Source organism: Streptomyces sp. NPDC057565 (genome assembly GCF_042801455.1).
Classification (GTDB): Bacteria; Actinomycetota; Actinomycetes; order Streptomycetales; family Streptomycetaceae; genus Streptomyces; species Streptomyces yanii.
In genome coordinates, this window is the sequence record NZ_JBHVFU010000038.1 from 27,897 (window position 1) to 46,343 (window position 18,447).

General features: G+C 71.1%; 21 protein-coding genes. 13 read left to right on the plus strand and 8 right to left on the minus strand.

Annotated features, from left to right (window positions below):
* Positions 1 to 34: 34 nt before the first annotated feature.
* Positions 35 to 736 carry a hypothetical protein gene (locus tag ACFU8W_RS37195; protein ID WP_384047247.1) on the minus strand — a complete coding sequence of 234 codons (702 nt, stop codon included), beginning with the start codon at positions 734 to 736 and terminating at the stop codon, positions 35 to 37.
* Between the two features lie 93 nt (positions 737 to 829).
* Here ACFU8W_RS37195 and ACFU8W_RS37200 point away from each other — a divergent pair, with 93 nt between their 5' ends.
* Genes ACFU8W_RS37200 through amaP form a run of 5 tightly spaced genes read left to right on the plus strand, consistent with a single transcriptional unit; the run spans position 830 to position 3,168 of the window.
* Entirely contained in the window at positions 830 to 1,318 is a 489-nt protein-coding gene (locus ACFU8W_RS37200; protein WP_345513708.1) for an Asp23/Gls24 family envelope stress response protein, read from the plus strand.
* Between the two features lie 32 nt (positions 1,319 to 1,350).
* Complete coding sequence (locus tag ACFU8W_RS37205; protein WP_345513707.1) at positions 1,351 to 1,542, plus strand: hypothetical protein; 192 nt, start codon at positions 1,351 to 1,353, stop codon at positions 1,540 to 1,542.
* A 5-nt stretch (positions 1,543 to 1,547) separates the two neighbouring features.
* Positions 1,548 to 1,901: an Asp23/Gls24 family envelope stress response protein gene (locus ACFU8W_RS37210; RefSeq protein WP_384047251.1), complete on the plus strand. Its 354-nt coding sequence runs from the start codon at positions 1,548 to 1,550 to the stop codon at positions 1,899 to 1,901.
* Entirely contained in the window at positions 1,898 to 2,584 is a 687-nt protein-coding gene (locus tag ACFU8W_RS37215; protein ID WP_384047254.1) for a DUF6286 domain-containing protein, read from the plus strand. Before ACFU8W_RS37210 ends, ACFU8W_RS37215 begins: the two co-directional genes overlap by 4 nt.
* Positions 2,581 to 3,168 (plus strand): alkaline shock response membrane anchor protein AmaP, encoded by a 588-nt coding sequence (amaP, locus tag ACFU8W_RS37220; protein ID WP_384047257.1) that lies wholly within the window; start codon positions 2,581 to 2,583, stop codon positions 3,166 to 3,168. Before ACFU8W_RS37215 ends, amaP begins: the two co-directional genes overlap by 4 nt.
* Before the next feature lie 120 nt (positions 3,169 to 3,288).
* Here amaP and ACFU8W_RS37225 read toward each other — a convergent pair whose 3' ends face one another.
* From ACFU8W_RS37225 to ACFU8W_RS37250, 6 genes are all read right to left on the minus strand, one after another.
* Positions 3,289 to 4,044 carry an SDR family oxidoreductase gene (locus ACFU8W_RS37225; RefSeq protein WP_384047260.1) on the minus strand — a complete coding sequence of 252 codons (756 nt, stop codon included), beginning with the start codon at positions 4,042 to 4,044 and terminating at the stop codon, positions 3,289 to 3,291.
* Between the two features lie 5 nt (positions 4,045 to 4,049).
* The gene (locus tag ACFU8W_RS37230; RefSeq protein ID WP_384047263.1) at positions 4,050 to 5,849 is read right to left on the minus strand and encodes a glycoside hydrolase family 15 protein; all 1,800 of its coding nucleotides are present in this window, start codon (positions 5,847 to 5,849) and stop codon (positions 4,050 to 4,052) included.
* Positions 5,850 to 5,965: 116 nt separating this feature from the next.
* Positions 5,966 to 6,790 (minus strand): SURF1 family protein, encoded by an 825-nt coding sequence (locus ACFU8W_RS37235; protein ID WP_384047379.1) that lies wholly within the window; start codon positions 6,788 to 6,790, stop codon positions 5,966 to 5,968.
* Between the two features lie 71 nt (positions 6,791 to 6,861).
* The gene (locus ACFU8W_RS37240; protein WP_026249933.1) at positions 6,862 to 7,095 is read right to left on the minus strand and encodes a hypothetical protein; all 234 of its coding nucleotides are present in this window, start codon (positions 7,093 to 7,095) and stop codon (positions 6,862 to 6,864) included.
* 64 nt (positions 7,096 to 7,159) lie between these two features.
* Entirely contained in the window at positions 7,160 to 8,185 is a 1,026-nt protein-coding gene (locus ACFU8W_RS37245; protein ID WP_384047268.1) for a DEDDh family exonuclease, read from the minus strand.
* 72 nt (positions 8,186 to 8,257) lie between these two features.
* Entirely contained in the window at positions 8,258 to 8,884 is a 627-nt protein-coding gene (locus ACFU8W_RS37250; protein ID WP_384047271.1) for a TetR/AcrR family transcriptional regulator, read from the minus strand.
* A gap of 114 nt (positions 8,885 to 8,998) precedes the next feature.
* Here ACFU8W_RS37250 and ACFU8W_RS37255 point away from each other — a divergent pair, with 114 nt between their 5' ends.
* From ACFU8W_RS37255 to ACFU8W_RS37275, 5 genes are read left to right on the plus strand one after another with little or no spacing between them, the layout of a single operon-like run.
* The gene (locus tag ACFU8W_RS37255) at positions 8,999 to 9,799 is read left to right on the plus strand and encodes an acetoacetate decarboxylase family protein (RefSeq protein WP_384047274.1); all 801 of its coding nucleotides are present in this window, start codon (positions 8,999 to 9,001) and stop codon (positions 9,797 to 9,799) included.
* Positions 9,796 to 10,680: an SDR family NAD(P)-dependent oxidoreductase gene (locus ACFU8W_RS37260; RefSeq protein ID WP_384047277.1), complete on the plus strand. Its 885-nt coding sequence runs from the start codon at positions 9,796 to 9,798 to the stop codon at positions 10,678 to 10,680. Before ACFU8W_RS37255 ends, ACFU8W_RS37260 begins: the two co-directional genes overlap by 4 nt.
* Before the next feature lie 10 nt (positions 10,681 to 10,690).
* The gene (locus tag ACFU8W_RS37265) at positions 10,691 to 11,965 is read left to right on the plus strand and encodes an amidohydrolase family protein (protein ID WP_384047280.1); all 1,275 of its coding nucleotides are present in this window, start codon (positions 10,691 to 10,693) and stop codon (positions 11,963 to 11,965) included.
* A complete protein-coding gene (locus ACFU8W_RS37270; protein ID WP_384047283.1) occupies positions 11,965 to 13,200 on the plus strand; it encodes an amidohydrolase family protein in 1,236 nt (411 codons plus the stop codon). Before ACFU8W_RS37265 ends, ACFU8W_RS37270 begins: the two co-directional genes overlap by 1 nt.
* 25 nt (positions 13,201 to 13,225) lie before the next feature.
* On the plus strand, positions 13,226 to 13,939 hold the full coding sequence (locus ACFU8W_RS37275; RefSeq protein ID WP_384047286.1) for a VIT family protein: 714 nt from the start codon (positions 13,226 to 13,228) through the stop codon (positions 13,937 to 13,939).
* A 180-nt stretch (positions 13,940 to 14,119) separates the two neighbouring features.
* On the opposite strand, the gene ACFU8W_RS37280 is transcribed toward ACFU8W_RS37275, so the two are convergent.
* Positions 14,120 to 16,174: a fibronectin type III domain-containing protein gene (locus ACFU8W_RS37280; protein WP_384047289.1), complete on the minus strand. Its 2,055-nt coding sequence runs from the start codon at positions 16,172 to 16,174 to the stop codon at positions 14,120 to 14,122.
* Positions 16,175 to 16,370: 196 nt separating this feature from the next.
* Here ACFU8W_RS37280 and ACFU8W_RS37285 point away from each other — a divergent pair, with 196 nt between their 5' ends.
* The 3 genes from ACFU8W_RS37285 (at position 16,371) to ACFU8W_RS37295 (ending at position 18,441) form a co-directional block, all read left to right on the plus strand.
* The gene (locus ACFU8W_RS37285) at positions 16,371 to 16,757 is read left to right on the plus strand and encodes a DUF4440 domain-containing protein (RefSeq protein WP_384047292.1); all 387 of its coding nucleotides are present in this window, start codon (positions 16,371 to 16,373) and stop codon (positions 16,755 to 16,757) included.
* A 119-nt stretch (positions 16,758 to 16,876) separates the two neighbouring features.
* On the plus strand, positions 16,877 to 17,755 hold the full coding sequence (locus ACFU8W_RS37290; RefSeq protein WP_384047296.1) for a sterol desaturase family protein: 879 nt from the start codon (positions 16,877 to 16,879) through the stop codon (positions 17,753 to 17,755).
* The gene (locus tag ACFU8W_RS37295; protein ID WP_384047299.1) at positions 17,752 to 18,441 is read left to right on the plus strand and encodes a lysoplasmalogenase; all 690 of its coding nucleotides are present in this window, start codon (positions 17,752 to 17,754) and stop codon (positions 18,439 to 18,441) included. Before ACFU8W_RS37290 ends, ACFU8W_RS37295 begins: the two co-directional genes overlap by 4 nt.
* Positions 18,442 to 18,447: the final 6 nt, after the last annotated feature.

Consider the following 18,447-nt stretch of genomic DNA (forward strand, 5'->3'; position numbering starts at 1 on the left):
GGCTCGGTGTCCACCACCGCGACGGCCGGTCCGTTCATCCCGTGTCCACCACCGCGGTGACCAGCACGGTCACCGGCGGATGTCCGTCCACGGCGTCCGCCACCGCCGTTCGCACCGCCCGTGCCACATCGAGCGCCCGGTGGTTCGCGTCCGTCGCCAGCTCGACCCGCACATGGTCCGCGGCCGTATGCACCGCGCTGCCCAGCACACGGGTCAGTGTCGCGACACCGGGGACCGCGGCCGCCGCCGTCCCCGCCGCGCCCTCCGGCTCCGCCCCGCGTACCGCGGCAGGCTCCGGGGCCGCCCGGTCGGGGACCGTGTCCAGCAGCTCCGTCACGCGCAGATCCACCTCGCCGACCACCAGTCCGAGCCGTTGCGTGGCCGCCGTTCCCAGGACCGAGCGCAGGGCGGCCGCGGCGGCGGGCAGCGGCCGGTCGGCCGTCGCCGACATCGTCGCCTCGATCCGCAGCGGTCCGGGCGGCAGCCCGCTCGGCGGCGACGGCAGCGCCGGGTCCGGGGCCGCGTCCGGGTCCGCCACGGTGATCCGTACGTCACCGAGCACCGGGCCGGGACCCGATGCGCCCACCGAGCGCCGCAGCACCGAGACCACGGCCCGCTCCGCGATCCATGCACCGTCCGCCGGACCACCCAGGGGGAGCAGTCTGCCCAGGCCGAGCCTCTGCCGTACCGCCGCCGTCCATCCGTCGGCCCTGTGCGGGCTGTCAGCCGTCGTCATTGCCCCAGCCTGCCGCATCCACGGCGCGAGGCGGGGCAAGCGCACTTAATGTGGGCAAGGAAGTCCAACCCTGCCCCGAAGGGAAGAGTGGCGATGACCGAGACCCCGCAGCGGAACCGGCCCGAGAACCCCGACAGCGCGACGGGGGACGACAGCCGAAGGAGTCCGCTGACCAAGCGCGGTGGAGGAGATCCCGCCACCCGCGGCCGTACCACCATCGCGGACGGTGTGGTCGAGAAGATCGCCGGTATGGCGGCGCGCGACGTGCTCGGTGTCCACGCGATGGGCAGCGGTCTGTCCCGTACCTTCGGTGCGGTGCGCGACCGGGTCCCCGGCGGCGGCAAATCGGTCACCCGCGGCGTCAAGGCTGAGGTCGGCGAGTCGCAGACCGCCCTTGACCTGGAGATCGTCGTCGACTACGGCGTGTCGATCGCCGATGTCGCCCGTGACGTACGGGAGAACGTCATCGCGGCGGTCGAGCGGATGACGGGTCTCGAGGTCGTCGAGGTCAATATCGCGGTCAGCGATGTGAAGCTGCCCGACGAGGAGGGCGAGGACCATTCCGAGCCACGTCTCCAGTAGGCCTCCCACCCGAGGCAGTTGAGGAGCGCACGATGAGCATGGCTGTGGTCGGCATGGTGGCCGGCATGGCGCTCGCATTCGCCGGGTACTTCGGCGGGTTCGGCGCCTTCCTGCTGGTTGCCGCATTGGGAGCGATCGGGTTCGTCGCCGGTCGCTTCCTGGACGGCGATCTGGAACCCGGCGACTTCTTCCGGAGTCGCGAGCGCGGCGACCGACGGCGGTGACGGCGTTGTCGGGGGTGTTCGGCAGGGTCCCTGCCGCGGAGCGGGGCGAGACCCGGATCGCCGACCGGGTCGTCGCGAAGATCGCCGCACAGGCGGCGAAGGAGGTTGTCGTCGAGCCGCCGCGGGAGGGTGCCTCGCCGCGCGCCACTGTCACGGTGCACCGTGAGACCGCCCGGGTGCGGGTCAGTCTGGAGCTCGGATATCCCACCGACATCGGCCGGCAGTGCGGTGCCGTGCGTCGGCATGTCATCGAACGGGTAAAGGCGTTGGCGGGGATGGAAGTGCCCGAAGTGGCCGTACAGGTCGAGCGCCTGCACCCCGCGGGAGCGAGCGCCGTGGCACACGGGAGGATCCGATGACCGAGCCCCAGGAGCCGGACAACAGCACGCGGCGCCCGCCCGCCGACGACCCCGTGGAACGCGGAGGTGGACTGGCCCTCGACCAGTCCGCCTCCGCCGCGGCGTACGATCCGGCGTCGGTGAAGGAGCGCAGCGGTGGCGGCGCCGACCGCTTCTGGTCCGCGCGCCGCATCCCGGCCGGGCTCCTCGCGCTGGTGGTCCTCGGCGGGTCCGGCCTGCTGCTGTACGACGTGGCCGCGGTACGGACCCATCACCCGGCCATGCAGTGGCGCCGCGCGCTCGCCGACGACCTGGCGGAGCGGCCGCTGAACAATGTGTGGGTGGTGGCCGGTGCAGCGGTCGCGGTGGCGATCGGTGTGTGGCTGATCGTGCTCGCCGCCACGCCCGGTCTGCGCGACGTGCTGCCGATGCGTCGCGACCGTCCGGGGGTACGGGCCGGGCTCGACCGGACCGCCGCCGCCCTGGTCCTGCGCGACCGGGCCGTGGAGGTGTCCGGCGTGCAGTCGGTGCGGGTCCGGATGGGGCGCGCCAAGGTCGCGGTGCGTGCCGTGTCGCACTTTCGTGAACTCGACGACGTGCGGGCCGACTTGGACACCGTACTGGGCGCGGGGATCGAGGAGCTGGGCCTGGCGAAGCCGCCGAGCCTGTCCGTGCATGTCCGCCGTCCGGCGAAGAAGGGGTGACCGCGGTGCTCAGGACTGTCAACCGGGTACTGCTCGTGCTGGCCGGACTGGTGCTGGTCTGCGGCGGCGGCGCGGTGCTCGCCGCCGGGCTCGGCCTTTCCGTGCCGTCCTGGTGGCCGTGGGACGGCAGGACCGATGTGCTGCTCAGCAGGGCAGACCGGGACCGCTGGCGCGCCGAGGGCTGGTGGTGGCCGACCGTCCTCGTGGTCCTCGCGGTCCTCGTCGTCCTCGCGTTGTGGTGGTTCCTCGCCCAGCTCCGCCGCGCCCGTCTCGCCGAGGTGCTGGTCGACAGCGGCGACGGCGAGGGGGCGCTGCTGCGCGGCCGGGCCCTGGAGGGCGTGCTCGCCGGGGAGGCGGGGACGCTGGACGGGGTGGCCCGCGCCCAGGTGATGCTGGTCGGCCGGCGCAGTACGCCGCGGGCGCGGATCCGGCTGCTGATGGAACCGCACGCGGCACCGGACGAGGCCCTCGGCCGGCTCACGGACGAGGCCCTGGCCCACGCGAGGGACTCGGCGGGTCTGGCGGAACTGCCGGCAGAAGTGCGGCTGAGGGCCGTCAAGCACCGTGCGGAACGGGTGAGCTGAGGACGGGGACGTCCGGCAGCGGCAGAATCGAGCCGCCCGGAGGTCCCTCGCCCGCCCTTGTGGCATGGGGAGGGGAGGACGGGAAAGGCCGCCGGACGGCCCCGGTACCTCCGACCCCCCTCAGAACCCGTGCCGCGACCCGCCGTCCACCGGCACCATGATCCCCGTCAGATACGACGCCGCGGGCGACAGCAGGAACGCCGCCGTCCGCCCGAACTCCTCCGGCGTGCCGTATCGGCGCAACGGAATCCGCGCCTCGGCCGCCGCACGCGAAGCCTCCGCATCGCCGGACAGCGAGTCCAGCTCCCGCACCCGGTCCGTGTCGATCCGGGCCGGCAGCACGCCCACCACACGGATGCCCCGTGGGCCGAGCTCGTCGGCCAGGGACTTGGCGAACCCGGCCAGACCCGGACGCAGACCGTTCGAAATGGTCAGCCCGGCGATCGGCTCGTGGACCGAGCCGGAGAGCACGAAGCCGATGACCCCGCCCTCGCCGAGCGCCGCGGCCGCCGTGCGCGCCAGCCGTACCGCGCCCAGGAACACCGAGTCGAACGCCGACTGCCACTGCTCGTCCGTGTTGTCGGCGACGAAGCCGGGCGCAGGTCCGCCGACGCTGATCAAAATGCCGTCGAGCCGCCCGAACCGCTCATGGGCGGCGTCCACCAGACGCTGCGCCGCGCCGGGCTCCCCGTTGTCGGCGGCCATGCCGACCACGTCCGGTCCCAGTTCGGCGGCGGCCGCCTCGACCCGCTTCCCGTCCCGCCCTGTGATGATCACCTTCGCGCCGTCCGCCGCCAGCTCCCGTGCGGTGGCATGGCCCAGCCCCCGGGTCGCGCCGGTCACGATGTACACACGGTCCTTCAGTCCAAGATCCATGGGTCCTATCCTGCCGCGTCGGCATCCAGCATGTCGCACCCGGCCAGGGCAACGGCGGTACCCACCAGTCCGATGTGGCTGAACGCCTGCGGGAAGTTGCCCAGTTGCCGTCGTGCCACGGTGTCGTACTCCTCGGCGAGCAGCCCGACATCGTTGCGCAGCGCGAGGAGCCGCTCGAAGAGTTCCGTGGCTTCCTCGGTGCGCCCGGTCAGGCGCAACGCGTCCGCCAGCCAGAACGAGCACGCCAGGAACGCCCCTTCGCCGCCCGGCAGCCCGTCGATCGAGCCGCCGTCCGTGCTGTAGCGGCGGACCAGCCCGTCGCTGCCCAGCTCGGCCCGGACCGCGTCGACCGTCCCGACGATCCGCGGGTCGTCCGGCGGCAGGAAGCCGGTCCGGGCGATCAGCAGTGTCGCGGCGTCCAGCTCCCGGGAGCCGTACGACTGCGTGAACGTGTTCCGCACCGGGTCGTACCCCTTCTCGCACACCTCCCGGTGCACGGCGTCCCGCATCGCCCGCCACCGGCCGGCGTCCCCGGCCAGCGACGGGTTGGCCTCCAGGGTGCGCACCGCGCGGTCGGCGGCGACCCACGCCATCACCTTCGAGTGCACGAAGTGGCGGCGCTGGCCGCGGATCTCCCACAGTCCCTCGTCCGGCTCGCGCCAGGTGGACTCCAGGAAGCCGAGCAGGCTGAGCTGCAGGCTCCAGGCGTGCGGTTGGTCGGCCAGGCCTGCCTCACGCGCCAGTCGGAGCGAGTCGATGACCTCTCCGTACACGTCGAGCTGTCGCTGCCGGACCGCCGCGTTGCCGATCCGGACCGGGCTGGAGTTCCCGTATCCGCGCAGCCACGGCAGCTCCGCCTCGGGCAGCCGTCGTTCGCCCGACAGGCCGTACATGATCTGCAGGTCGGCCGGGTCCCCGGCGACGGCGCGCAGCAGCCAGTCCCGCCAGGCGGCGGCCTCCTCCACATAGCCGGCCGAGAGCATCGCGTTGAGCGCCAGGGTGGAGTCGCGCAGCCAGCAGAAGCGGTAGTCCCAGTTCCGTACCCCGCCGATCTCCTCCGGCAGCGAGGTGGTGGGGGCTGCCACGATGCCGCCGGTCGGAGCGAAGGTGAGCGCCTTGAGGGTGATCAGCGAGCGGATCACGGCCTCCCGGTACGGGCCCCGGTACTTGCAGCGGGATGACCACTCGGCCCAGTCGGACAGGGTGTTCTTCAGCGCCTCGTGCGGATCGACGAGATCGGGGCGCGGCGAGTGCGAGGGATGCCAGGTCAGTACGAATGCCACCTGCTGGCCCGCGGAGACGGAGAACGACGAGCAGGTGGAGAACTCCTGGCCCCACGTCTTGACCGGCGGCTCGCTGCGCAGCCAGACCGAGTCGGGTCCGGCGACCGCCACCCGGTGGCCCTGCGAGCGGCGCATCCACGGCACGATGGAGCCGAAGTCGAAGCGCAACCTGATCACGGAGGCCATGTCGACGGTGCCGCTGACCCCCTCGACGATCCGCATGACATCGGGTTCCTGGTCGCGCTGCGGCATGAAGTCGATGACCTTGACGGTGCCCGTGCGGGTCTCCCAGAACGTCTCCAGGACGAGGGAGTCGCCCACGTAGCCGCGCCTGGTGCAGGTGTCCGCGCCCTTGGGGGCGATGCGCCAGTGGCCGTTGTCCTCGTCGCCGAGCAGGGCGGCGAAACAGGCGCCCGAGTCGAAGCGGGGCAGACAGAGCCAGTCCACAGAACCGTTCCTGCCGACCAGGGCGGCTGTCTGCAGATCGCCGATGAGGGCGTAGTCCTCGATGCGTGGGGTCACGTTCTGCCGTGTTCCCGAACCGGGGCCCTGCTAAGCAGCCGATGTCCCACAAGCGGCCGCATGCCCGACACGGCCGGCTCGTGAACACGGTGGCGGGCCGTCGCCGGGCAGTCCGCTCAGGCAGTCGCGGGCGCGGCTTTCTCCGGCTGTTCCGGCTCGGGATCGCCCGCTCCCTCGGCTTCGGCCTTGGCTGCGGCCTCCACCCGGTCGCGCTTCTCGCGCCGGGCCAGCACCACGTACCCCACAGGGACACCGGCGGCGAACAGCCACCACTGGACCGCGTACGCCATGTGCGGACCGATGGAGCTGTCGTCCGGCGCCTCGATCAGCTCCGGAACGTCGCCGGACGGTTCGGGCGCGGTCTGCTCGATGTACCCGCCGAGGACCGGCCGGGAGAGCGCCTTGGCCTGCTGGGCGCTGTTGATCAGCATCACCTGGCGGTCCGGCAGGTCCGACAGGTCCTTGATACCGCTGGTGCCCGTCGTCTCATCGGCCTTGAGCCGTCCCGTGACGGTCACCTCGCCCGTGGGCACGGCCGGGATGTCCGGGAAGGCGTGCTGGTCGTCGGCGGTGGGGATCCAGCCCCGGTTGACCAGGACCGTACCGCCGCCCTTGAGGTCGAGCGGGATCAGTACGTGGAAGCCGACGCTGCCGTCCGTGGAGGTCCGGCGGCGCACGACGACCTCGTGCTTCGTGTCGTACGTCCCCGTGGCCGTCACCGCACGCCAGTAGTCGGAGCGCGGGACCGTGTGACCGGGGGAGGTGAGCGTGGCGACCGGAACCGGCTTCGCCTTCAGGTTGTGCGAGATCAGGGAGTTCTGCGCCACCCGGTGCTCATGCCGGTGGAGCTGCCAGAAGCCCAGCTCGACCATCGTGGGAATGAGGACGAGGGCGAGGAGGGCGAGGATCAGCCACTGCCGGGTCAACAGGAAGCGGTACACCCCATGACGGTACAACTGCGTCATGGGGTGCACCGCGGAGGGGGTGGCGGACGGGGCCGCGCGGACGGGGCTCAGACTTTGTCGACGATGCCCACCTTCCCTTCGGCGCGAGCGCAGTGCCCGCCGCAGAACCAGTGCCCGTCGACCTCGACACCCTGGCCGATGACCTGGACCCGGCAGTGCTCGCAGATGGGTGCCATCCGGTGAATGGCGCAGGCGAAGCAGTCGAAGACATGCACCGCGCCCTGCGCGTGCACCTCGAACGACATGCCGTAGTCGTTTCCGCAAACCTCACAACGTGCCATGCGCCACAGGGTGGGACGCGGCGACGCCGGGCGGCGAGCGGTGGACGGGCGAGTCGCCCCCGGTTCACTCCGATGACGGCGTCGGCAGAGCCGGAACCACGGGCGCCCCGGTCGTCGTCGACACCTCGGCCACATCCCTCAGCAGGTGGGTGAAGGCGCTCTCGTCCACGATCGGCGTGCCGAACGCCTTGGCCTTCACCGTCTTCGACGTCGCCGCGTCCGGGTCATTGGTGACCAGCAGGCTGGTCAGCCGGGAGACGCTGGTCGCCACATGCAGCCCGGCCTCGACCGCCCGGTCCTCCAGCAGCTCACGGTCGATGGAGGTGTCCCCGGAGAACGCCACGCGCATGCCCTGCATGAGCGGTTTGTCCTTGTCGTACCGCCCGGGGTTCGGATACGGGCAGGCGGGCCGCTTCCGGGAGGGGCGCCAACTGTTCCGGCTTCCGTACGGGGGCTGATAGCCGACCCTCGGGGTCACCGGGGAGTCCGACCACTCGGTCAGCGGGCGGCACTCCAGCAGCGGCAGCCGCACCCCGTCGCGCGCCGCCGCATGCAGACTCGGCCGGAACGCCTCGGCCAGCACCCGGGCGTCGTCCAGCGCGTGGTGCGCACGCTGCTGCACGACTCCGAAATGCGCGGCCAGCGACTCCAGCTTGTGGTTGGGCAGAGGCAGCCGCAGCTCCTTGGAGAGCGCGATCGTGCAGAGCCGCTGCTCGACCGGGGCGACGACCGCCGCGCGGGCGTACTCCCGGGCCAGCATCGACCAGTCGAAGGCGGCGTTGTGCGCGACCAGGACCCGGCCCGCGAGACGCTCCGACAGGGCGGCGGCGACCTCCGGGAAGAGCGGGGCTCCCTCCAGGACATCGCTGGTCAGCCCGTGGATCCAGACGGGGCCGGGATCCCGCTCCGGGTTGACGAGGGTGTACCAGTGGTCCTCGACATTGCCCTGCGCGTCCAGCCGGTAGACGGCAGCGGAGATTATCCGGTCGTCGCGGGCGAGTCCGGTGGTCTCCACGTCGACGACCGCATACCCCTGCGGGTAGGCGGTCGGCCACGGTGCTGCGGTCTGGCGGTCGTCGAGCATGGTCACAGAGAATACGGGCCGGTACTGACAGTCCCCTATCCGGGAGCCCTCTGTTCGACCGGTCCCGGGCCGCGGCTCCTACGTCCCGCCGGCCGCCAGCAGCCCGTTCACCAGCGCCCGCACGGACGCCGTGAACAGCCGGTCCTGGTCGGCGGGCCCGGCCAGTGCCCGCGCCAGCGCCGGGTCGTGCTCCGCGGTGGCCACGCCCCACAGATCACCCTCGCCGGGGGACTGGACGGGGGAGCGTTCCCGGTTGCGTTCGACCAGCAGGAAGCCGACCGTCTGGAACTGCACCGCCCGCACCGCGTCGGCGGCCCGCGCCCCGCGCAGCCCCGCGGCGTGCACCTCATGGACGAGCGCCTGCTGCGCGGGCAGGAACATCCGTTCCGTCAGCCCGCGTTCATGGACCATCGCGATCAGATGGGGGCGGGCGCGCAGTTCGCGGCGCAGCCCCCGGGCGACCGAGACGATCCTGGCCACCGGGGTCCGGCCGGTCGGACGGATGGCGCCCATCTCCTGGACGGTGCGTTCCACCAGGGCGTCGAGCAGCGACTCGCGATTGCCGACATGCCAGTAGATCGAGGTGACCGCCGTGCCCAGCTCGGCGGCCAGCTTGCGCATCGTGAGGGCCTCCGGGCCGTGCTGCCGCACCAGGGCGGCAGCGGCCTCCAGCACCTCTTCACGGGTCAGCGACGATCGCGACACAGTGCTCCCAGCTTCCCGGACTCCGTTACGTGCACGCCTATTCACCCTTCATCCAGTTCGGTGTAACTGTGTTACAGAACCCGGGCACGGACAACCGAGAAGGGTGGTACGTCCATGGCACGTGTACGGTACGGCGCGCGCACGGCCGCCGAGATCGCGGCGGCCCGCACAGCCCGCTCCAGGCTCCCCGACATCTGGTCCACCGGCGTGGTCGCCGTCTGGGAGAGCGACCCCGACGCGGTGGCGGCCGTCCTCCCGCCGCCTCTCAAACCCGCTGGACGCCCGCTCGTCCGCGCCAACATCAGCAAGGTCGACCTGCCCGGCCATCCGCTCGGCGCGGGCTCCGTCGCCGTCGCCGCCGTGCACGACGGGCACGAGGGCTGGTACCCGCTCGTCATGCCGATGACTCATGAGCGGGCGCTGATCGGCGGCCGTGAGGTCTTCGGTGAACCGAAGAAGCTGGGCGAGGTGACCGTCGAGCGCGACGGACTCGTCGTCCGGGCCGCGCTCGTCCGGCACGGCATCGCGTTCGTCGAGGTGCGCGGCGCGGTCGCCGAACAGTTGCCGCTGCCCGAACCGGCGGAGAAGCTCGACTTCTACTTCAAGTTCCTGCCCGCCGTGGACGGCGAGGGCTTCGACGCCGATCCCGTCCTCATCCACTGCACCCGCCACGAGAAGGTCCGCAAGCTGGAGCGGATCTCCGGCGATGTGGTGCTGCGCGAGTCGATGTACGACCCGGTCGCCGACCTTCCCGTACGCCGGCTGATCGATCTGACCATCGGTGAGAAGACCAGCGACCAGCAGGGCAGGGCGGTCGAGCGGGTGAGCGCCGAGGCGCTGCTGCCGTACATCCACCAGCGCTACGACGACCCGCAGCAGATCCACGACGGTCCGCCGCAGGGGAGCGTCCGATGAGGCTGGAGCAGGGGCAGGTCGCCGTCGTCACCGGGGCGGCGAGCGGTATCGGGCTCGCCATGGCCCGCAGGTTCGCGGCCGAGGGGCTGAGCGTCGTCCTCGCCGATGTGGAGGAGAGCGCGCTCGACAAGGCGGCGGGCGAGCTGCGCGAGGACGGTGCGCGGGTGCTCGCCCGGGTGGTCGACGTCAGTGAGCGGGACTCCGTACAGGCGCTCGCCGACGCCGCGTACGACACCTTCGGCGCCGTCCATGTGCTGTGCAACAACGCGGGGGTCGGCTCCGGCGCCGAGGGCCGGATGTGGGAGCACGAGCCGAACGACTGGAAGTGGGCGTTCGCGGTCAATGTGTGGGGCGTCTTCCACGGCATCCAGGCCTTCGTACCCCGGATGATCGAGGGTGGCGAGCCGGGCCGGGTCGTCAACACGTCCTCCGGCGACGGCGGGATCGCACCCCTGCCGACCGCCTCCGTGTACGCGGTCACCAAGTCCGCCGTCGTCACCATGACCGAGTCGCTGTACGCGCATCTGAAGGCGGAGAGCGCGGCGGTCGGCGCCTCGGTGCTCTTCCCGGGCCCGCACATGCTCCGTACCGGACTGTGGGAGTCGCACCGCAACCGACCCGAGCGGTACGCCAAGGAACGGCCGCGCCGGACCCCGTACCGCAGCCTCGACCAGTGGGAGTCCGCCATGCGGGCGGCGGGCCACGAGGTCGAGTTCACACCCGTGGAGGAGGTCGCGGGAACCGTCGTGGACGGGATCCGTGCCGACCGATTCTGGATGCTGCCGCCGAGCGAGCACAGCGACCGGCAGATCCGCGCCAGGTCGCAGTCGATGCTCGACCGGGCGGACCCGTCGTACCTGGAGAGCTTCATACTCGACTGAGGGGCGAGCGATGACCGACCCGTATCTGATCATCTCCTCCGACTGCCACGCCGGGCTGCCCACCGAGGAGTACCGGCCCTATCTGGACGCCCGCTTCCACCGGGAGTTCGACGACTTCCTCGCCGGGCGGGAGCGCCGGCGCGAGGAGATGACCCGCCTCGGCGTACGCAACGAAGCCTTCGCCGACAAGTGGTTCCACGACAACGAGGAAGGTCTGAGGGGAGGTTGGGACGCCACCCGACGTCTCAAGGAGCTGGACGGGGACGGGGTGGCGGCCGAGGTCGTCTTCCCCGACGCGGACGCCGTCGACAGCCGGACCGCCGCCCCGTTCGGCGTCGGCCTCGGTCTCTCCGGCGACCAGGACCCGGAACTGGGCATGGCAGGCGCGCAGGCCCACAACCGCTGGCTCGCCGAATTCGTCGCACAGAACCCCGAACGGCACTGCGGTGTCGCCCTGTTGCCCGTCACCGGCGACGTCGACCGGGTCGTTGCCGAGATCCACCGTGCGAAGGAGTCAGGGCTCGGGGCGCTGATGATCCCCTCCATGTGGGTGGACAAATCCCCTTACCACGACCGCCGTTACGACCCCGTCTGGGCGGCCGCCGCCGAAACGGGGATGCCGGTCGTCACCCACTCCGGCGCCGCCCCGCGCCACGAGTACGGCGACCACCTCGGCATCTACGTCTCCGAGGTCACCTGGTGGCCGTCCCGGCCGCTCTGGTTCCTGCTCTGGTCGGGCGCCTTCGAACGCCACCCGGGGCTGAGGTTCGGCGTCGCCGAGTCCGGCTGCTGGTGGCTGCCGAACCTCCTCTGGTTCATGGACCGGCTCTACCTCGGCGCCCACGGCGGAAAGAAGCTCTCGCCGTTCGCCGAACTGAAGCGGCCCCCGCACGAGTACCTGGACCGCCAGGTCTTCATCTGCGCCACCAACACCAAGCGTCGCGAGCTCGCCCAGCGGTACGAGATCGGGGTCGACAACATCCTGTGGGGAAGCGACTTCCCGCACCCCGAAGGCACCTGGCCGAACACCGCGAACTGGCTGCGCACCACCTTTCACGACATCCCGGTCGCCGAGACCCGCCGGATGCTGGGCCTCGCCGCCGCCGAGGTCTTCGGCTTCGACACGGCGAAACTCGCACCGATCGCCCGGCGCATCGGCCCGACCCCCGACGACCTCGGCCAGCCCGCGGACCAGGCGGCGGTCGAGGCGTCCTGGGCGCGTTCGCGCGAGGTCGGCCGGCACTGGCTGACGGACCACGACTTCCCGGTCCTGGGGGTTCAGTGATGGAACGGCACACGGACCGCTACACGGTCATCTCCGCCGACTGTCACGCGGGCGCCGACCTCCTCGACTACAAGCCGTACCTGGAGAAGAAGTACCACGACGACTTCGACGCCTGGGCGGCCGGCTATGTCAATCCGTACGAGGACCTCCTCGCCGACACCGCCGACCGCAACTGGAACTCCGGGCGCCGCCTCGCCGAACTGGCGGCGGACGGCATCGTCGCGGAGGTCGTCTTCCCCAACACCATTCCGCCGTTCTTCCCCTCCGCCTCCCTGATGGCCCCCGTACCCTCACCGGTGGAGTACGACCAGCGCTGGGCGGGCCTGCGCGCCCACAACCGCTGGCTCGCCGACTTCTGCGCCGACGCGCCCGGCCGGCGGGCGGGTGTCGCGCAGATCCTCCTGGGCGACCCGGCGGAGGCGGTCCGCGAGGTCCGCCGCACCAAGGAAGCGGGGCTCACCGGCGGCATCCTGCTTCCCGGCACCCCGCCCGGCTGCGGCATTCCGGAGCTGTACTCCCAGGTGTACGACCCGCTCTGGGCGGTCTGCGAGGAACTGGACGTACCGGTGAACCACCACGGAGGGTCGGCCTCCCCGCCGCTCGGAGACGAACCGGCGGCGCGCGCCGTCTTCATGGTGGAGACGACGTGGTTCTCCCACCGCGCACTGTGGCATCTGATCTTCGGCGGGGCATTCCGCCGCCACCCCGGGCTGAAACTGGTCCTCACCGAACAGGGCTCGGGCTGGATCCCGGGCGTCGTCGAGATGCTCGACTACTACCACGGCCGCCTGGTCGCGGCCGCCGGCCGGGCGGCAACCGCCGAGTCCAAGTTCGGTGCGGGGCTTGCCGCTTCGATGGGGGCGAGCCCGGGCGAGGTCTGGCGCGACAACTGCTTCGTCGGCGCCAGCTTCATGCGTCCCCACGAGGTGCCGCTGCGCGACCGGATCGGCCTCGACAAGATCATGTGGGGTAGCGACTACCCGCACGACGAGGGGACCGCCCCCTACTCACGGGAGGGCCTGCGGATCGCGTACGCCGGACTCCCGCCCGACGAGATCGCGGCGATGGTCGGGGGCAACGCGGCCCGCGTCTACGGCTTCGACCTGGCCGCGCTCGACCGTATCGCCGCAACCGTCGGCCCGACGGTCGAGGAGATGGCCGAGCCCCTGACGGAGGTCCCGGCCGACGCGACCAGCCCGGCCTTCGCGCCGGGCGGGTCGGTCCGCGTCTGGTGACGGGACGGGGTGAGACCATCCCCGGGTGACGGATACCCAGGCGCATGACGAGTTCCACGGCAATGGCCTGGGCGCGCGACTGAACTGGCTGCGCGCCGCGGTCCTCGGCGCCAACGACGGCGTGGTCTCCACCGCGGGCCTCGTCGTCGGTGTCGCCGGAGCCACCGACGACCGCGGCGCCCTGCTGACAGCGGGCCTGGCCGGGCTGCTGGCCGGTTCGATGTCGATGGCAGCGGGTGAATACGTTTCGGTCTCCACCCAGCGCGACTCGGAACAGGCTGCGCTGGCCACGGAGAAACGGGAGCTGAAGGAGACCCCGGAGGCGGAACTCGCGGAACTGACCGGCCTGTTGGAGGGCAAGGGCCTCAGCCACGATGTCGCCCGCGAAGCCGCCCTACAGCTCACCGACCGCGACGCGCTGCGCGCCCACGCGGAGGTCGAGCTGGGCATCAACCCGGACGACCTGACGAACCCCTGGCACGCGGCGGGCGCCAGCTTCCTGGCGTTCACGGTGGGTGCCCTGCTGCCCCTGCTGGCGATCGTGCTGCCGCCGTCGTCGGTACGCCTGGTCATCACGGTCCTGGCGGTCCTGGCCGCGCTGGCACTCACGGGGTGGTGGAGCGCACGGCTGGGCGACGCGGCCGTGGGGCGCGCGATACTGCGGAACATGGGCGGGGGAGCGGTGGCGATGGCGGTGACCTATGGGGCGGGCGCAATGCTGGGGGCGGTGGGGGTCTAAGGGGAGTTCACGGCATCCTCGTACGGGGCCCATGAGGGCCTCGTGTGCGGATCGCGACGCGGCTGGTCGCAGGCGGGAGGCCGGAAATCCGGCGTGGTATCGCGAAGGGGACCGGAAGTTCAACTTCCAGTCCCCTTGGCGTAGTTCACCGCCCGCGTGGTGCGCTCGGCGCGGGTGCGCTCAGTCGGTCACGGCTGCGGTCTCGGTCGCGCCCGACTCGGTGCCGTCGGCGTAGAGGGCCGTGACGCGGTAGTAGACCGTGGTGGCGGACGGCTGGGGGCGGTCGTACCAGTCCCAGCCCGTGGAGTCACCTCTGAGCACCGTGCCGAGGATGTCGAAGGTCCCGCTCTCGCGGTTCCATCGGCGGACGGTGAAGGACGTAACCGGACTGCCGTCCGTGTTCTCGTCGTTGGTGAGGAGCCAGTGGATGCCGCCGTTCGAGTCGATGCTGAGCTGGATCGGGGCGCCAGTCGCGGGCGGGGCTGTGGGGCGGAGGTCGAGTTCGGTGACCTCGGCGGCAGCGGCGCCGGTGTCGGGGGTGAGCTGGTTGCCGTACTGGTCGACGGCGACGACGGCGTAGCGGACCTGCTGGCCGTCGGCTGCCACCCTGTGGTGGAACGTCGTCGCCTCGATCTCCCGGGGTCGCAGGGTGTACGGGTCGATCAGCGGCCGGTACGTCCACTGCCCGTCGACGAACGTCCCGCGCAGCACGCGGTAGTGGTCGAAGCCGGGAGAGGTGTCGGCGTCCCAGGACAAGGCGATGCCGTTCTCCTTCGGGACCGCGGTCAGTCCGGTGACCGGGGCAGGGGCCGTCGTGTTCCCGGCGACGGTGATGACGACGTCCTGGGACGGAGTGCCCGCGTTGCCCTCGTGGTCCAGCGCGACCCCCCAGTAGTAGTAGGTGGCGCCGGGCGGCGGCGCCGGGTCGGTGAAGGTGGTGCCCATGACCCACCGGCCCACCTCAGTACGCGTGCTGCCGGCGGTACCGCGCGGCTCGGTCGACCGGAACACGGCGTAGCCGTCGAAGTCGTCGCTGGTCCGCTCGGAGGGGTCCCAGGTGAGCGTGACGCCTGCCTCGTCCTCGTGGGCGCGCGCGTTGAGGGCGGTGTCCACCGGCCCCGTCAGGTCGCGGGTGTAGTACATCGCCGTGCCCGAGGCCGCCGACTCCAGGCCGTGCGTGTCGACGGCGGTGACGACGTAGTAGTAGATGTCGCCGGTCTGCGGCAGGGGCCCGGTGTAACCGCCGCCCGACAGCTTGTCGCCGTTCAGCAGGTTCTCGGGGGTCAGGGCGACCGGGGAGGACGTCGAGCGGTACACGCGGTAGCCGGCGAGGTCGGACTCCGTGTTGCTGTTCCAGTAGAGGGTGACCTTGTCCGGGTAACCCATGGCCCAGTTGTCCTCGACGCCCTTCGGGGCAGCGGGGGCGGTCCGGTCGAGGGTGGTGATGCCGAGGTCGGCGGTCCCCGAGGAGGTGTTGCCGGCCTTGTCGTAGGCGCGGACCTCGTAGTAGTAGACGTTGCCGTCCTTCGGGACGGTCGTGTCGGTCCACGAGGTGGACGTCGTGGTCGCGATCGGCTTCGCGGGGTAGGAGGCGCCCTTCAGCCGCCGGTACACGCGGTACCCGGCGAGGTCCATCTCCTTGTTCTTGGCCCAGCTGACCTTCGTGGACATGGTCGCCGTGCTGTAGGTGACGGTGGTCCCGGTCGGGACGAGCGGCTTGACCTTGTCGACGGTCGCCGAAGTGCGCGGGGAGTAGGAGAACTTGACGTTGGCGGCGCCGGTCCAGTTGACGAAGTCGACGCGGAGGCTGTGCTTGCCCGACGGGATGGTCACGTTGACGGTCTTGGAGACGGTGGTGGCGACGTTCTTCCACAGGTCGACCTTGCGGACGCCGTCGAGGTAGACGCGGATGCCGTCTCGGGAGGAGGCGGCGAACGTGAACGGTCCGCCGGATCCGAAGTCGCGGGTCGTGGACCAGCGGACACCGAAATTGTTGGCGGGCATGCCCTTGTAGCCGGGTGCGCCGGTGCCCCAGTTCTGGTCGATCGCCGCGTCGCAGTCCGTGCCCTTGGGGGTCCCGGAGAAGGTGGTGTTCGCGAAGAACGTCCGCTTGAAGACGGGCGATGCGCAGGTCACGGCGGCGGAGGCGGGGGTGGCCGCGGTGAGCAGGCCGCCCGCGGTGGCGAGTACGACGGCGCTGGCGGTGGCGACCGTTGTGCCTCTGGGTCGGTTCATGCGTTCCTTCGGTCTTGATCGTCGGCGGCAGGATGCGATCGCCGACGATCATGACTCGCGAGGGACGCGTTTGGTTGTAGGTCCGGCTCGGTTCTCCCCGACGGCTCACCGTTCGGCTCCCCGGAACCGCGGCCGAGCCCGCTCTGCGGGGGCAATTCGGTTGCGCAGGGGCGGGTCACCCGGGCGAGGATGCCGCATGAGCAGAGAGACGGACGAGGTACGCGAAGCCATCGCGGGCGAGCTGCGACTGATGGACCCCGACGTGCGCACATCACGATCGCGGGCCCGGAAGCTGCTGGATCCGGATTTCGTGGAGGTTGGCGCCTCGGGCCGACGGTGGACGTACGAGGACATGCTGGCCGCGCTGCCCGAGATGGACGGTGCGGCAGAGGACGGCCCGCGCTTCGAGCCCTCGGACATGACCGGTGTCCTGCTGGCACCCGGGCTGGTGCACCTCACCTACGAGACCGTGATCGGTGGAAGCCGGGCACGACGGAGTTCACTCTGGCGCAGGCGGAGCGAGAGCGCGACGTGGCAGATGTACTACCACCAGGCCACACCGATCCCGCCCGAGGCCGCATGAGCGGAATCGTGGGACGCCCTTCTTGGCAGAAGGTGCCAAAGGTTGCTGACATCGCGTCTCGCATACTTGTTGGTAACAACGTCTAGTCCCGGGCCGACCGGCAGCTCTACGGTGCTCGCATGGAGCCGAACCTGCCCGATGTCGTGCTGTGGTCCATACCGGCCTTCGTCCTGCTCACCGTTGTCGAAATGGTCAGCCACCGCATCCACCCCGACGAGGACGCCGCCGGGTACGAGACCAAGGACGCCGTCACCAGCGTCACCATGGGGCTCGGCAGCCTCGTCTTCGACCTGCTGTGGAAAGTGCCCATCGTGGCGATCTACACCGCGGTCTACGAGCTGACCCCGCTCCGCGTCCCCGTCCTGTGGTGGACGGTCCTGCTGATGCTGCTCGCGCAGGACTTCCTCTACTACTGGTCCCACCGCGGCCACCACGTCATCCGGATCCTCTGGGCCTGCCATGTGGTCCACCACTCCAGCCGGAAGTTCAACCTCACCACCGCGCTGCGCCAGCCCTGGACCTCGCTGACCGTCTGGCCGTTCTATGTGCCGCTCGTCGCGTGCGGGGTCCATCCGGCGGCGCTGGCGTTCTGCTCCTCGGCCAATCTCGTCTACCAGTTCTGGGTTCACACCGAACGGATCGACAAACTGCCGCGGCCCTTCGAGTACGTACTGAACACGCCCTCCCACCACCGGGTGCACCACGCGTCCCAGGGCGGCTATCTCGACCGGAACTTCGGAGGCATCCTGATCCTGTGGGACCGGCTCTTCGGTTCCTTCACCGCCGAGACCGAGCAGCCGGTCTACGGGCTCACCAAGAACATCGCCACCCACAACCCGTTGCGTGTCGCGACCCACGAGTACGCCGCGATCGCCCGGGACGTACGGGCGGCGGAAAGCTGGGGCGAGCGGGCCGGGCGGGTCTTCCGCGGGCCGGGGTGGCAGCCGGCGTCCAAGGCCTCCGCCACCGTTGTCCCCGTACCCGGTCGCACCGGATGAGCGCCGTCACGGTCACCGATCAGCGGGCGCGCCTCGTACGCCCCCTGCTCATCGCCTTCCTCGTCGCCTCCGCCGTCGATCTCTTCGGTGTCCTCGCCGATGTCGGCATCGCGCACCTCGTCGCCAAGCCGCTGCTCATGCCGCTGCTCGCCGGGTACGCCGCCGCCCGCCGCGGCCCCCGGCCGCTGATCGCCGCGCTGCTCTTCGGCTGGGGCGGCGACACACTCCTGCTGCTGGACGCCGACGCCGCCTTCCTCATCGGCATGGGCTCCTTCGCCGCAGGTCACGTCTGCTACCTGTGGCTCTTCGGGCGCGCCCGGAGTTCCGTACTGCTGGGTGTCGCGTATGCGGCCGTCCTGGCCGGCTTCCTCGTCCTGCTCTGGGGAGGGCTGCCCGCGGACCTGCGGATCCCGATGGCCGGGTACAGCCTGCTGCTCACCGCGATGGCCTACCGGTCCAGTACCTTCGGCCGGTACGCGGCCGTCGGCGGGGCGCTCTTCCTGCTCTCCGACGCGCTGATCGCCACCGGCATCGCCGACCTGCCCCAGCTGCCCGCCCCCGACTTCTGGATCATGCTCACCTACATCGCGGCGCAGTTCCTGCTGACCGTCGGAGCGCTTGCACCGGGTGCGAAATGGGCCCTTGTCACCCCTGGGGCGTACCGTGAGCGGAGTATCAGCATCTGAGATCAG

Coding starts and splice junctions, on each gene's coding strand:
- ACFU8W_RS37290 (WP_384047296.1), top strand. CDS start 16,877: ATGGAGCCGAACCTGCCCGATGTCGTGCTGTGGTCCATACCGGCCTTC.
- ACFU8W_RS37265 (WP_384047280.1), top strand. CDS start 10,691: ATGACCGACCCGTATCTGATCATCTCCTCCGACTGCCACGCCGGGCTG.
- ACFU8W_RS37195 (WP_384047247.1), bottom strand. CDS start 736: ATGACGACGGCTGACAGCCCGCACAGGGCCGACGGATGGACGGCGGCG.
- ACFU8W_RS37200 (WP_345513708.1), top strand. CDS start 830: ATGACCGAGACCCCGCAGCGGAACCGGCCCGAGAACCCCGACAGCGCG.
- ACFU8W_RS37285 (WP_384047292.1), top strand. CDS start 16,371: ATGAGCAGAGAGACGGACGAGGTACGCGAAGCCATCGCGGGCGAGCTG.
- ACFU8W_RS37280 (WP_384047289.1), bottom strand. CDS start 16,174: ATGAACCGACCCAGAGGCACAACGGTCGCCACCGCCAGCGCCGTCGTA.
- ACFU8W_RS37270 (WP_384047283.1), top strand. CDS start 11,965: ATGGAACGGCACACGGACCGCTACACGGTCATCTCCGCCGACTGTCAC.
- ACFU8W_RS37295 (WP_384047299.1), top strand. CDS start 17,752: ATGAGCGCCGTCACGGTCACCGATCAGCGGGCGCGCCTCGTACGCCCC.
- ACFU8W_RS37240 (WP_026249933.1), bottom strand. CDS start 7,095: ATGGCACGTTGTGAGGTTTGCGGAAACGACTACGGCATGTCGTTCGAG.
- ACFU8W_RS37225 (WP_384047260.1), bottom strand. CDS start 4,044: ATGGATCTTGGACTGAAGGACCGTGTGTACATCGTGACCGGCGCGACC.
- ACFU8W_RS37260 (WP_384047277.1), top strand. CDS start 9,796: ATGAGGCTGGAGCAGGGGCAGGTCGCCGTCGTCACCGGGGCGGCGAGC.
- ACFU8W_RS37255 (WP_384047274.1), top strand. CDS start 8,999: ATGGCACGTGTACGGTACGGCGCGCGCACGGCCGCCGAGATCGCGGCG.
- ACFU8W_RS37205 (WP_345513707.1), top strand. CDS start 1,351: ATGAGCATGGCTGTGGTCGGCATGGTGGCCGGCATGGCGCTCGCATTC.
- ACFU8W_RS37215 (WP_384047254.1), top strand. CDS start 1,898: ATGACCGAGCCCCAGGAGCCGGACAACAGCACGCGGCGCCCGCCCGCC.